This is a genomic window from Rhodanobacter thiooxydans LCS2 (assembly GCF_000264375.1).
Classification (GTDB): domain Bacteria; phylum Pseudomonadota; class Gammaproteobacteria; order Xanthomonadales; family Rhodanobacteraceae; genus Rhodanobacter; species Rhodanobacter thiooxydans.
Window position 1 is genome coordinate 1 of the sequence record NZ_AJXW01000088.1, and the last position, 13,491, is coordinate 13,491.

9 protein-coding genes are annotated in these 13,491 nt (G+C 68.9%); 1 reads left to right on the forward strand and 8 read right to left on the reverse strand.

Annotation, left to right across the window (positions count from 1 at the left end; genetic code table 11):
* Positions 1-33: 33 nt before the first annotated feature.
* The 8 genes from UUA_RS15750 to UUA_RS15785 form a co-directional block, all read right to left on the reverse strand.
* Positions 34-1,302 carry a sterol desaturase family protein gene (locus UUA_RS15750; RefSeq protein ID WP_008438613.1) on the reverse strand — a complete coding sequence of 423 codons (1,269 nt, stop codon included), beginning with the start codon at positions 1,300-1,302 and terminating at the stop codon, positions 34-36.
* A complete protein-coding gene (locus tag UUA_RS15755) occupies positions 1,299-2,054 on the reverse strand; it encodes a lysoplasmalogenase (RefSeq protein WP_008438614.1) in 756 nt (251 codons plus the stop codon). The genes UUA_RS15750 and UUA_RS15755 overlap by 4 nt, the downstream gene beginning before the upstream one ends.
* A gap of 54 nt (positions 2,055-2,108) precedes the next feature.
* Complete coding sequence (locus UUA_RS15760; RefSeq protein ID WP_039954263.1) at positions 2,109-4,400, reverse strand: TonB-dependent receptor; 2,292 nt, start codon at positions 4,398-4,400, stop codon at positions 2,109-2,111.
* A gap of 206 nt (positions 4,401-4,606) precedes the next feature.
* Positions 4,607-5,944 (reverse strand): alkaline phosphatase family protein, encoded by a 1,338-nt coding sequence (locus UUA_RS15765; RefSeq protein WP_008438618.1) that lies wholly within the window; start codon positions 5,942-5,944, stop codon positions 4,607-4,609.
* A gap of 83 nt (positions 5,945-6,027) precedes the next feature.
* On the reverse strand, positions 6,028-7,137 hold the full coding sequence (locus UUA_RS15770) for a glycerophosphodiester phosphodiesterase (RefSeq protein ID WP_008438630.1): 1,110 nt from the start codon (positions 7,135-7,137) through the stop codon (positions 6,028-6,030).
* 58 nt (positions 7,138-7,195) lie between these two features.
* Positions 7,196-8,953, reverse strand: coding sequence for an alkaline phosphatase (locus UUA_RS15775; RefSeq protein ID WP_008438631.1), 1,758 nt, complete (start codon positions 8,951-8,953; stop codon positions 7,196-7,198).
* A 97-nt stretch (positions 8,954-9,050) separates the two neighbouring features.
* Complete coding sequence (locus UUA_RS15780) at positions 9,051-9,266, reverse strand: hypothetical protein (RefSeq protein ID WP_008438632.1); 216 nt, start codon at positions 9,264-9,266, stop codon at positions 9,051-9,053.
* A 134-nt stretch (positions 9,267-9,400) separates the two neighbouring features.
* Positions 9,401-11,113 (reverse strand): sulfatase-like hydrolase/transferase, encoded by a 1,713-nt coding sequence (locus tag UUA_RS15785; RefSeq protein ID WP_050981906.1) that lies wholly within the window; start codon positions 11,111-11,113, stop codon positions 9,401-9,403.
* Between the two features lie 213 nt (positions 11,114-11,326).
* Between UUA_RS15785 and UUA_RS15790 the strand changes: the two genes are divergently transcribed.
* Complete coding sequence (locus UUA_RS15790; RefSeq protein ID WP_008438634.1) at positions 11,327-13,354, forward strand: bifunctional 2',3'-cyclic-nucleotide 2'-phosphodiesterase/3'-nucleotidase; 2,028 nt, start codon at positions 11,327-11,329, stop codon at positions 13,352-13,354.
* The last annotated feature ends 137 nt before the right edge of the window (positions 13,355-13,491 follow it).

Genomic DNA, 13,491 nt, shown 5'->3' on the forward strand with positions numbered 1-13,491 from the left:
TGCGCTCACCCCAACCTACGGCCTCACCCCAACCTACGGCTGGCGCTGCATGGCCGGCGCGGACGGCGGGATGCTTCCCGCCCGGGCCAGCACCAGCGCCAGCGCACTCAATCCGAATACCGCGGCCATCGCCAGGGCGAGGCGGCGGTCCAGCTGCGCGAGTCCGAACCACCGTTCCGTGGCGAATGGCACCAGCGCCGTCGCCAGCACGCGCAGGACTTCCAGCCACCAGGCCCAGCGGCGCCCTTCCATCAAGCCGCCGAGCAGCCACAGGCCGGCCACCAGATACGCGGCATAGGCGAGCAGCGTCGACAGGTTCGCGCTGCCGGCCATGCCGAGGAACTGCGTGGTCATGCCCAGCAGCAGCGCGAACTGCGTCAGCACGTAAAGCTTCAGCGGCCGCGACAGCGGCGGATCGAAGCGCTCCGTGGGCATCACGAAGTCCGGCTTCGGGTAGCGTGCCGCCACGTCGGCGGGGCTCCAGCCCGGCGGCTTCAGCCACACCAGCAGCTTGTCGCGCCAGCGCCGCGCGCGCCATGCGTCCTGCGCGGTCTTCCAGTACACCTCGGCGTTCGCCCACAGCGGATTCCAGCTGCGCAGCGGCGAACGAGTGCCGTACACCGGCGGATCGTTGGCGTCCTCCTCGACGAAGCTGCCGAACAGGCGGTCCCACACGATCAGGATGCCGCCGTAGTTGCGGTCGAGGTAGCGGTCGTTCACCGCGTGGTGGGCGCGGTGATTAGACGGCGAGCAGAACACGCGGTCGAACCAGCCGAGCCGGCCGATCTGCTCAGTGTGCACCCAGAACTGGTACAGCAGGTCGATCAGCGCCACCACCACGAACACCTTCAGCGGCACGCCGAGCACCGCCATCGGCAGGTAGAACAGCCAGCCCAGCAGCACGCCGCTGCCGGTCTGGCGCAGCGCGGTGGACAGGTTGTAGCGCTCGCTCTGGTGGTGCACCACGTGGGCGGCCCATAGGATGTTCACCCGGTGCCCGGCGCGATGCAGCCAGTAGTAGCAGAAGTCGTACGCGAGCAGCGCGCCGAGCCACACCAGCCAGTTGTCCGCCGGCAACGCGAACAGTGCCAGGTGCTCGACGCACCACGCATAGATGCCGATCGTCAGCAGCTTGCCGAACACGCCGACCAGCTGCGAGATCACGCCCAGCCCGATGCTGTTGATCGCGTCGTTGCTGGCGTAGGCGTTGCGTCCACGCAGCTTCGCCACCAGCAATTCGATGCCGATCAGCAGGAAGAACACCGGGGTGGCCCAGGTGATGATGAGTTCCTGCGTGTTCATGCCGCCTCGTCGTCGATGGCGGCGCCCTGCACCGAGCGGGCGATCCACCACAGCGCCAGATAATACGCCGCCAGCACCCACAGGCTGGCCAGCGGCACCGGGCCGCGAAAGCGGTCCCAGGCCAGCACGCTGTCGCTCAGCATGAACACCAGCGCGCCGCGCGCCGCCAGTTGCGCAGCCGCGTCGCTACGTCTCGTCCGCGCCCGCGCCCATGCCTGCCCGCCCATCGTGGCCAGCACCGCCACGTAGACGATCACCGGCACGCGCAGCGGCGGGTCGATGGCGTCCCACAGCAGGGCCAGATTCGCCGCACCATACGCCAGGCACGCCGCCAGCGGCCACGCCGGTGCGGCGAGGCGGCTGTCGCTGAGGAAGGCCGCGATGAAGCAGACGTGCGCGAGCAGGAACGCCACCAGGCCCGGTACGAACAGATCGCCCGGCAGCATGAGGAACACGTCGCCTGCCAGCGAGCCGGCGATGCCGGCCAGCACCCAGCGCCGGTAACGCGGCGACACCACCGGCCGCGCGCGCCACGCCAGCACGAAGATCAGCGCGGTGGCCAGCGGCTTGGCGATCCAGTGCAGCCACAGCCAGCCGTGGCCCGCCCTGCCCGCCGCCAGCAGCGCGCCGACGATGGCCGCAGTCGCCGCACCCGCGGTGGCGAACGCGAGCCGGCGTACGCCGGCGGGCAACGGGGAACGGAAGACCATCGCGACCATGCAGGGCACCGTGGACGATACCCGGCCGATCATAGCCAAGGCGCCGCCGTCGTGGCGACGGCGACGCCCGGCGTCAGCGGCGGCCGGTCAGAAGCGCACGGTGGCGGTCAGCATCGCCGCGCGTGGCGCGCCCACCTGCAGGGTGGCGTACTCGCCGGTCGGGTCCGCCGCGGTGAAGCCGTTGGAACCGATCGTGCCGTAGTAGTGCTTGCCGGCGAGGTTGGTGACGTTGAGCGCCAGCTTCAGGTCCTCGGCCACGCCGAGCTTGCCGAAGTCGTACGCCGCGGCGGCGTTGAACAGCCAGTACGACGGCACCGAGGCGTCATTGACGTAGGTGTAGTAGCGCTTGCCGGTGTAGTTGGCGGACAGGCGCAGGTCCCATGCGCCCGGCGTCCAGGCGATCTCCGAGGAGAACAGCTGCTTCGGGCTGTCGACCACGGTCTTGCCCCGGGTCGCCACCACGGTGGCGCCGTTGAGATAGTCGCTGTCGTAGCGCGAGCGGTTGTACGACAGCGCGTTGTACCAGCGCAGCTCGCTGGTCGGCTTCAGGATGAAGGTCAGCTCGGCGCCGCGGCTGGTCACCGAGCCGACGTTGGCGTACGCCGACGGGCAACCCTGGATGCCGGACGAGCACTGCTGGATCGCCAGCAGGCGGTGGTCGAACTTCACGTCGTACAGCGCCAGCGAACCCTCGAACAGCTCCTCGGCATGGCGCACGCCGGCCTCGACGGTGCGCGACTCCTCCGGCCTGAGCTTGCCGCGGATCACGTCGAACGCGGCCTGGGTGGTGGCGAACGGGCCGCTGATGCCGGCCTGGAACGCGGCGATGTTCTGCGCGTAGGAGGCGAACAGTTCGTTCTGGCCGTCCAGCTTGTAGCTGGCGCCGAGCTGCGGCAGCAGCGACTTGTCCGCGGTCAGCTCGCCGTTCGCGTAGCTGCCCACCACGGCGTGCGTGCGGGTGCGCGTCTGCGGGCTCTTGACGCCGACGTCGAGGTGCAACCTGCCGTCGAGCAGGCTGATGGTGTCCTGCAGGTAGAGCTGGTGCGTCTCGGTTTCGTAGCGCTGGTAGAACTTGCGAATGCTCGGGTTGTGCAGGAAGTACTGGTCGTCCACCGGGCCGGCGATGAAGTAGAAGTTGCGTTGCACCGTGTGGTGACTGTTCTCGTACCAGAAGCCACCTTCGAGATGGTGATTGCCGAGGTCCCAGCCCAGCGAGGCGATCGTGCCCCAGCGATCGATGCCGTACTCGGTGGTGCGGATCGCGATCGGCGTCTCCTGCGGCGTGCCGGCGAACGAGGTCTGGTACGGCGTGAACCAGTGACCCTGGCCGCGGTTGCTGTGGTAGTAGCCAGTGGCCTTCAGGCGCACGCCCTCGGCCAGGCCGAAGTCGCCGAACAGGCTGGCCAGGCTGTCGTCGCGCAGGCCGCGGCCGGCGTAGTACGCATCGTCCTTGTTGTTGACGCCGCCGGTGAAGATGCCCTTCGCCGCGTTCACCGCGCGCTGCCAGTCCGGCGCGTAGTTGTCCCAGTTCCAGCCCAGCCGCTTCTGCATGTCCAGCGACAGGTCCTGGTAGTCGGTCTCGTTGCGGCTGGAGGTGTTCAGCATTGCGGCAACGTGGTTGTCGCCGAAGTCGTACACCGCCTTGCCGTTGAACTGCTGCTGCTTCTGCGGACCGTTGCCCTTCCACTTGTCGCTGTCGGCGTAGGCACCGGACAGGTACATCGCGAAGCCGTTGTGGTCGCCGGTGTCCAGCCGCGCGTAGGTGCGCAGCGCGCTGTCGCTGCCGGCGCTCTGCGCCAGCGTCACGCCGTAGGTGCTGGACGGGTCGGCCGAGTAGAACTGTACGGTGCCGCCGAGGTTGCCGGTGGAGGCGGTGCCCAGCGCGCCGATGCCGGCGGCCAGTTCGGCGCCGCCGAGGTTCTCGGCGATCAGCGCGCGGCTGATGTGCAGGCCGTTGTTGTTGCCGTAGCTCATGTCGCCGAGCGGGATGCCGTCCAGCGTGAAGCCGAGCCGGGTCTGGTTGAAGCCGCGCAGGCTGATGCGGGTGGACCACTCGTAGTTGCCGAACGAATCGGCCGACTCGAAATGCACGCCAGGTAGCTTCGCCAGCACCTTCAACGGGCTGGACCCCGGCGGCAGCAGCTTCACGTCCTGCACGGTGATGCGCTGCACCTGGCGCGACTCGCCCTGGCCAATCACCGAGACGGCCTCCAGCGTCTTGGTGCCGTCCGATTCCGCCGCACCCGTCATCGCGGCCGGGGTGACGGCAGCCGGTGCCGGCGCATCCGCACTGGTGGCCCATGCGGCACCGCCATGCAGCACCGCAAGCAGTGCCAGCGCGAGACTGGTCTTGCGGGTCGAGATCATTGGTACGGACATGCGTGAATATCCTTCGCGCAGCAGTCCGCCTGCGCGGAGCGCCACGACATCGTCGTTGAGGAAACCGCCCGTACCCCACCCAGGCGGCGGTCCATGCAAGCGTGACCGCACTTCATGAAGCCCGTCTTACGACGACGTGTCATTCGTCATTTGGATGACTGTTTGAAACGACGCAAAACGGGCACTTCAAGGCAACCGGAATCGCATCAGTGCGTGGCGACCGGCAGTACCTTGCCCTGCGCCTGGGGCAGGCGTGCGCCCAGCAGTCGCGCCAGCGTCGGCGCGATATCGCGCATGTCGATCTCGCCGAGATCGCTGCCCGCCGGCACGCCCTTGCCGGCCAGCAGGAAGGTCGAGCGCATCTGCGGCAACGCCGGATCGTAACCATGCATGCCGCGATACTGACTGGCGGCAGGCAGCGGCGTATCCGGCGTGGTCGCCATCTTGTAGCCCGGTTTGAACAGCACGAACCATTCGGCTTGCGCGGTGCCGCCCTGCGCAACCAGCTGCGGATGATCAAGCACGTGATCGATGCCATACGCGGGATCGTGCCGCAGCTGGTCGAGCAGCGCCGCCACCCGTGCCTTGACGCTCGCGCTGGCGGGATCGTGCAGCACGATCGCCGCACTGCCACCGTCGTTCCATGGCATGGCCTGCCAGTCCGTCACCGCACCATTCTTGAACGTGGCCAGACCCGCCTTGATGAAGGGCTGGTACAGATTCACATCCTGCTGCACGGGCAGGAATCCGTGATCGGAGACCACCGCCACCACGCCATCCGGATGCACCTGTTGCGCCGCGGCCACCAGTTCGCCGATCAGGCCGTCGATACGTTCCAGCACCGCCCGCGACGCCGGCGTGTCCGGCCCGCTGGCGTGCTGTTCGTGATCGAGCGCCGCGAGATACACCGTCATGAAATCCGGCTTGTGCGTTTCCAGCAACTTCACCGCGAAGCGCGTGCGCGTCTCGTCGCCAGCCACGCTCTCGTCGATGCCGTCGGCATAGGGACCGAGCTCCTTCTCCATCGCCGGCAGCAGGCCGGGCGTGGCCAGCGCGCCCAGCAACTTGCGGTCATCGGCCGTGCCGGTGCGCCAGATCTGCGGCAGGTTCCAGTCCACCGGCGCACCCACGCTCACCGGCCAGTGCACGTTCGCGGTGGTCAGGCCTGCGGCGTGAGCGGCATCCCACAACGTCGCTACGCGGATGTCGCTGGCGTACCAGTACCAACCCTGCTGATTCTTGTTGACGGGATCGAAGGTGAGATTGCCGCCGATGCCATGCTGATTCGGCGACACGCCGGTGATCAAGGTGGTGTGGCTGGGATAGGTCAGCGTGGGCAGCACGCCGCGCACGCCGTCGGCATGGGCGCCGCGCTGCAGCAACGCTCCGAGATTCGGCAGCTTGAGCCCGCGCTGGTGCGCCTGCAGCACGTCAATCGGGCGCAGGCCGTCGATCGAGATCAGCAGCAGTGGCGCCGCCGCCGCGCGCATGGCGGGCAGCCACGCGAGCAACACGAAGGACAACACGAACAGCAGACGGCGCATGCAGGTTCCAGAAGGCGGCGAAGGAGCCGTGCATGCTCGGCCCGTACCACTGCATCCGCATGACAGCGCCGCGGCGGGTTTGCTCAACGGGCGTCGAGCGCCTTGCGGCCGAGTGCCGGATCGTCGGTGAAGAACGCGTCGATGCCGGCGTCGAGATAGGCGCGGATCTCGGCGATCGAGCCCGCCTCGTTGAACGTCTTCGGATCACTGCCACGGCGGAAGTTCTTGGCCTGGAACTGGTTCTCCGGACGGAACGTGTACGGGTGCAGCTCCAGCTTCGCCGCGTGCGCGTCGCGCACCAGCGGGGTCGGCGCACCGAGCGTGCCGTCCTTGGCCAGCGGGATGATCGCGCGGATGTTCGGGCCGATCGCATCGGCATAGGTCGCGATCGCGCGCAGGCCGGCCGGCGTGCACATTTCGCCGTAGCTCAGCTTGCCGCCCGCGGCGACCACGTCGTACGGCCGCTGGTCGGCGTCGTCGATCAGCTGCAGCAGGCGGATGTTGCGGTGACCGTGGCCAAGCTTGCCGCGCAGGTACTTGAGGTTGGCGATCTCGAACGACTGGATCTCCACCGGCGCGGTGCGCGTGTAGGCGTGCGCGGCGAGGATCGCCAGCACGCGGTCCTCCAGCGGCAGGCCGGCGCGCTGGAAATAGGTGCCGTGCTTGATCTCCGGGATGATGCCGATCAGCCGCCCCTGCGTCGCCGACTCGGCGGCGACGAAGTCGATGATCTCGTCCAGCGTCGGGATCTGGAACGCGCCATCGTACTGCGTGCTGCGCAGCTCCGGCAGGCGCTCGCGTGCGCGCAGCGTCTTCAGTTCGGCCAGCGTGAAGTCCTCGGTGAACCAGCCGGTGACGGCCTGGCCATCGACCGTCTTGGTGGTCTTGCGCGCAGCGAACTCGGGATGCGTCGCCACGTCGGTGGTGCCGCCGATCTCGTTCTCGTGGCGCGCGACCGGCACGCCATCCTTCGTCATCACCAGGTCCGGCTCGATGAAGTCGGCGCCGTCGGCGATCGCCTTGCCGTAGGAAGCCAGCGTGTGTTCCGGCCGCAGCGCGCTGGCGCCGCGATGGCCGATCACCAGCACCCTGGCGGCCAGCGGCGCCTCGGTTCCCATGGCGTTGGACATGGCGGCGCATCCGATCAGGAGGATGGCCAAGCATAGGCGTTTCGACAGCGGAAGTTGCGGCATGTGCGGTCCGTGTGACAGTCGGGAGGCCGGCACCACGCCGGCCGCCGGTGGACGGTGTTTACCGCGGTGCGGCCGCGGCGTCGGAAGCGAGCTTCAGCCAGTGCTGCCAGTTCGACTGCTCCACCGGCACGCCGTCGGCGTTGCAGCTGCCGAGCCGGCACAGTTCGGCGCGCAGCCGCGGCGTGTGCTGCACCATCACGTGGAAGATCACGTTCTGCTCCAGCTCGCCGTGGAACGCCGCGGCGCCGGGGCCGGTAGCGAAGATCGCCACGTCCTCGCCACCGTGCGTCTCCTGCTTCAGCGGCACGGTCGCTTCCTGCATGTAATCCGGATCAGTGGTGTCGACGTCGCCCAGGTCGGGGCGACCCTTGCGGATCGGGCTGTACTCGCCCGGGTTGTGCGGAAAGCGCTTGCTGCCTTCCGCCTGCCAGTCGCTGGCACCGGTATAGCCCGGCCCGTTGGCAAAGCCGAGCGTGGTGTACGCCTGGCCGGTGGCGTCGCGGGCCATCACCGTCATGCTGCCGCCGCCGTAGCTGTCGGTCTTGCCGATCACCTTGCCCAGGATCGGATTGCCGCGATGCGCATAGCCGGCGAAGGTCATCGTGTGGCTGTGGTCGGCGGTGACCACGATCAGCGTCTCGGCCGGATCGGTGTGCTCCAGCGCAGCCTGCACCGCGTCGGCGAAGGCGATCGTCTCGTCCAGCGCGCGGTACGCGTTGCCGGCGTGCAGCGCATGGTCGATGCGCCCGCCTTCGACCATCAGGAAGAAGCCGTTCGGGTTGCGCTTGAGCACCTCGATCGCGCTGGTGGTCATCTCGGCCAGGCTGGGCTCGCCGGCCTTGTCGTGCGCGCGCTCGTGCTCGTAGTTCATGTGCGAGGGCTCGAACAGGCCGAGCAGGCGCGGCGTTTTCGTCAAGTCCAGCGCCTTCAGCTGGGCGGCGTTCCACACGTACTTGCCGTCCGGATGGCTGGACGTCCATTCGCCGATCAGGTCGCGGCCGTCGAGACGCTGGCCCACGCTGGTGGCGTATTCCGGATCGTCCGCGCCGGCCGGCATGAATTCGGTGCGGCCGCCGCCCATTGCCACGGTGAGGCCGCCGGCGACCGGGAAGTCGATCAGCTGCGCGGCGAAGTCCTTGCAGCCGGCGGTTTTCGCCGCCTCGCTGAGGTCGGCGTCCACTTCCCAGTTGCGCTCGGGCAGGTGGCCGTAGGTGGCGGCCGGGGTGGCGTGGGTGATGCGCGTGGTGGTGACCGCGCCGGTGGCCATGCCGGCCGAGGCCGCCAGCTCCAGCGCGCTGACCAGCTGCTGCCCGCGGCTGCCGGCGCAGTCCTGCCGCTTCGGCAGCTGCGACACCCCGATGAAGCCGGCGCGCGTCTTCACCCCGCTCATGATCGCGGTCATGGTGCCCGCGGAGTCGGGCGTCTGCTGGTCGGTCTCGTAGGTGCGGCTCAACGCGCTGAACGGGAATTTCTCGAAGCTCAGCCGGTAGCTCTCGCCGTCCACGCCCGCGCGCTCGCCGGCCAGCACGTGCGCGGCGGCAATGGTGGGGATGCTCATGCCGTCGCCGAGGAACACGATCACGTTCTTCGCGCGCTGGCCGCCTGCATTCGCCTGGGCGGAAGCCAGCGCCGCCTGCGCCGCGCCGCTGCGGAACCACCACGACGGCGTCTCGCCCTGCGGGCGCTGGATGGCGGGCACCGCGATCGACGATGTGGCGGCGGGTGCCGCGGATGGCGGCTGGCTGGCGCAGGCGCCCAGGGCGGAAAGCATGGCACCCAGCAGGAGCGGGCGCGCGGCGAACGGGAAACGGGACATGCGGATCTTCCGGGCTGTTCCGCGCGGGCGTCCACGCGGATGGCCTGCGATCATAGCCGGAGCATGCGAACGTTCCGTGGCAACGGCGCGGTCGCGCTCAATCCTTGCCGTACATCCGGCGGTACACCGCGCTCACCCGCTGTTCCAGCGCGCCGCCTTGCTGAGCCTGCTCGAACGCTTCGTTGAGCTGCTTCTCGGCGGCATGCAGGTCGCGCAGGAACCGGCGGTCGTCGCTCGACAGGCCGCAGTCGGCCATCTGCCGCTCCAGGCTGGCGTCGGCTTTTTCCGGGGGTGGCGGCTTGCGCGCGTTCATATGTCGGGCAAAGCAAGACGCCTGCCAGTGCCGCCAGGGCCGCCGGTATGCGGCCCGTGCCCCGCGCCTGGGCGTCTTCACGGCTGATCGGGGCGCAAACTGCCGCGGCCGGTCAGCCGCGGCCAGCACGGCGCCTATTCGTACACGTGCAGCCGGCCGATGGTCCAGGCGTGGTACGACGCGAGCAGACCCGGCACGGCGCAGTCGTCGTACAGGCCGTGGCAGCGTTCGCGTAGTTCGATGGCGGCGGTGAAGTAGGCGTCGGTGGGCACGCCGGCGGCCTGCAGCACCATGCTGGGCAGGAACGCGATGTCGAGCAGCGGGTACTGCGGCAATGGCGGTCCGGCGAAGTTGCTTTTCAGCATGTAGTAGGTGAGGTAGTCGCGGTAGGGCCGCAGCGCGGGCGGCAGCCGGCGCGGCAGGTCGCGGATCAGGCCGTTGAACGACGGCTGGTGGTCGCCGAAGTGCAGCAGCACGGTGGCCTGCGGGCGGTCGAGGAAGCTGTGCTCCAGCGCACGCATGGCGAGGTCGGAGGCGTGCAGGCGGGCGAGATAGGTATCGAAATTCAGCGCCGGACCGGGCGGCAGTCCGCGCAGCAGGTTGCGGTACGGCTGCGGCAGCCTCGCCATCGGCTGGTGGTCGTGCGGGCCGTGCTGGTTCAGCGTCAGGATCATCAGGAACACCGGCTGCCCCGGCTTCTTCACCTTGTCGTAGATGCGCCTGGCGGCCGCGAACATCTGCGCGTCACTCTCCTCCCACTCCACCAGGCCCAGCTCGTCGGCGCCGTACAGGTGGTCGAAACCGTAGGCCTGGTACGCGTTGCGACCGTTGATGAAGTCGGCATTGGTCGGATAGATGCCGATGGTGAGGTAGCCGAGCCGGCGCAGCTGCAGCGCCAGCGCATCGTGTACGTTCGGCGCCAGCACGTACGGCGCGTACATGCCGCCGGGGCCGAAGATGTCCTGCGGCATGCCGGTCAGCGCGGCGAACTCGCTGACCCAGGTGCCGCCGCCGAAGGTATGCACGCGCAGCATGCCGTGCGCGCGGGTGCGCGCGTCGGCATGGAACATCGCGACCCGGCATGACGGCACGCTGCAGGCGTCGTAGATCGACGGGTCGAAGGTGCTTTCTTCCAGTACCTGCACGATGTCCGGGTACGGTGGCGGCATGCGGCCGGGCGCGCCGGCGGCGGTGGCGCCCCAGTCCGGCTCGGCCACCGCATCGTCGGCCATCGCCGGCAGCTCCACGTCGGCGTCGTGCAGGTTGACGAAGAAGTTGGTCAGCTGCGCGTCGTCGGACATCTTCTGCCAGGCGTTGCGCGAGTGCACCTGCGCGAACGGCCCGGCGGGCAGCATGCACAGCCACAGCGCCAGCGCGCTCAACATGGCGCCGCCGAGGCGCATGCCGGCGCCGCGCCGCGGCGGCGGCCGCTGCAGCACCCGCCAGTCCCAGCGCCATACCAGATACAACAGGGGCGGCAGCAGCACGCCCAGGGCGAGCCCCACCGTGTACAGGTGCGGATAGTGGCGCAGCGTATCCAGCAGGCTGCTGCGCACGTAATAGATGAAGTCCGACGGCATCAGCTGCGAGTCGAGGTAGCGCAGCTTCAGCACCGCCACCGACTTCAGCAGCAGGAACAGCCCGCCGCCGACCAGCAGCGCCATGCCGAAGCGGCCGAACGCGAACAACAGCACGCCGAATGTGCACAGCATCAGCCCAAGGATGAAGCCGCGCTGCAGCGGCAACGGCTCCTGCCACGCGGTGAGCACGATGCAGGCGGCGAAGAAAACCAGCGCGCACAACACCACCGCAACTGCCCGCGTGAGGCGCAACGAGATTCGACGCATGGCCGGAAAGTCCCCCGCAGGACTGCTGTCATCCTGGTGACATCTTACGGTCTTGCGGGTGCCACGCGCTGCGGCGCCGGCGCGCCGTTCCACTGGCGTTGAGCTTGGCGGGGGTGGCCGGAGCCAGGGCCGCGGCCGGAGCGATGCGCAAGCATCCGGTCACCCCGATCTGCTAATTTCCGCGATCCGAACCTGTCTTTCCCACGGACTCCCATGTCGCCTCGCCCGTTGCCGCTCGCCACCCCGCTGCTCGTCCTCGGCGCCGCCCTGCTCGCCGGCTGTTCCAGCCTGCCCTGGGCGGCCGGCAAGACGCCCGACGGCGCCCGCGCGAGCGTGGCGATCCTGGAAACCACCGACGTGCACGCCAACGTGCTCAGCTACGACTACTACAAGCTGAAGCCCGACCCCTCGCTTGGCTACGAGCGCACCGCCACGCTGATCCGCCGCGCCCGCGCCGAGTTCCCCAACACTTTCCTGTTCGACAGCGGCGACACCATCCAGGGCAGCGTGCTGGCCGACTACCAGGCGTTGGTGAAGCCGGTGGGCTGCGAGCAGGAGCTGGCCGTCTACCGGGCGATGGACGCGATGGGCTACGACGGCGGCACCGTCGGCAACCACGAGTTCAACTACGGCCTGCGCTTCCTGTCGCAGGTCACCGGCACGCCGATGAACGTGGACGGCGGCCACGCCGACCGCTGCGCCGGGCCGCGCTTTCCGCTGGTGCTGGCCAACGTGTACAGCGCGCGCGACGGCAAGCCGATCTTCCAGCCGTGGACGGTAGTGACCCGGCAGATCGAGGCGTATACCGCCGACGGCAGCAAGCTCCGCGTGCCGCTGAAGGTCGGCATCATCGGCTTCACCCCGCCGCCGATCCTGCAATGGGACCAGCAGAAACTCGCCGGCAAGGTCACCGTCAACGGCGTGGTCGAGGCCGCGAGGAAGTATCTGCCCGAGCTGCAGGCGCAGCACCCGGACCTGGTGGTGGCGATCCTGCATGGCGGCCTGAACACCGCGCCGTACACCCCGGACATGGAGAACGCCGGCTGGTACCTGGCCGGCGTGCCCGGCATCGACGCGCTGCTGCTCGGCCACTCGCACGCCGAATTCCCCGGCCCGCGCTACGCCGGGCTGAAGGAGGTCGACGCCGCCCGCGGCCTGGTGCGCGGCGTGCCGGCTGTGATGGCGGACTTCTTCGGCAAGGATCTGGGCGTGATCCGGCTGGTGCTGGACCGCAAGGGCGGCCGCTGGGTGGTCGACCGCGAGGAAAGCCACAGCGAAGTGCGACGGATCTGCGACAAGCCGGGCGGCCGGAACAAGTCGGGCCCGCAGGCCATCGAGTGCGTGCCGGCCGACCCGGCGATCGCGCCGCTGGTGCGTCAGGCGCACGAGGCGACCATCGCCTACGTCAACACGCCGATCGGCGAAAGCGCGCTGCGCCTGAGCAGCCACTTCGCCGACGAGGGCAACATGACCGCGCTGGCGCCGGTCAACGCCGCGCAGATCGACTACGTGCGCCGCGAACTGCCGCGCACGCACCCCGAGCTGGCGAACCTCCCGGTGCTGGGTGCCGCCGCCGCCTTCCGCACCGGCTTCGGCGGCCCCGACGACTACACCGACGTAGCCCCCGGCCCGCTCACCCTGCGCAATGCCGCCGACCTGTACTTCTACCCGAACACGCTGGCCGCGGTGAAGCTCGACGGCGCCGGCCTCAAGGCCTGGCTGGAAAAATCCGCCGAACGCTTCAACCGCATCGACCCGGCCAAGGCCGGCGAACAGACGCTGATCAACAGCCGCTTCACCGGCTACAACTTCGACCAGATCCAGGGCGGCATCCATTACGTCATCGACGTCTCCAGGCCGGCCGGCCAGCGCATCACCACGCTGACCTTCCAGGGCAAGCCGGTCACGCCGGAGCAGCCGTTCATCGTCGTCACCAACAACTACCGTGCCAGCGGCGGCGGCCACTTCCCCGGCCTCGACGGCAGCAACATCGTTCTGGCCGCGCCGGACGGCACCCGCGAAATCCTGGCCAAGTGGCTGGAAAGCAAGCAGCGGATCGGTGCGCAGGATCTCGAACCGACCTCATGGACCTTCGCCCCGCTGAAGACCCGTGGCCCGGTGGTGTTCACCGGCGCCAGCGGCAAGCAGGACGTGGCCCGCACCGCCGGTCTCGCCAACATCCGCGAACTGAAGGACCACGGCGACGGCACCGCGACGTATGCGATCGACCTGTCGCGTTGAGCGATGCGTCTTTGCAGGGTAGGCACTGCCCACCGCTCTGCCTTCTGCTGATTCCCGAAACGCATCAAGAGCAAGAGCTTTCGTCCTCCTGCGGCGGGCGAGGCACTTCTCTTCATGCTTGTCGAAAAGAGAAGTAC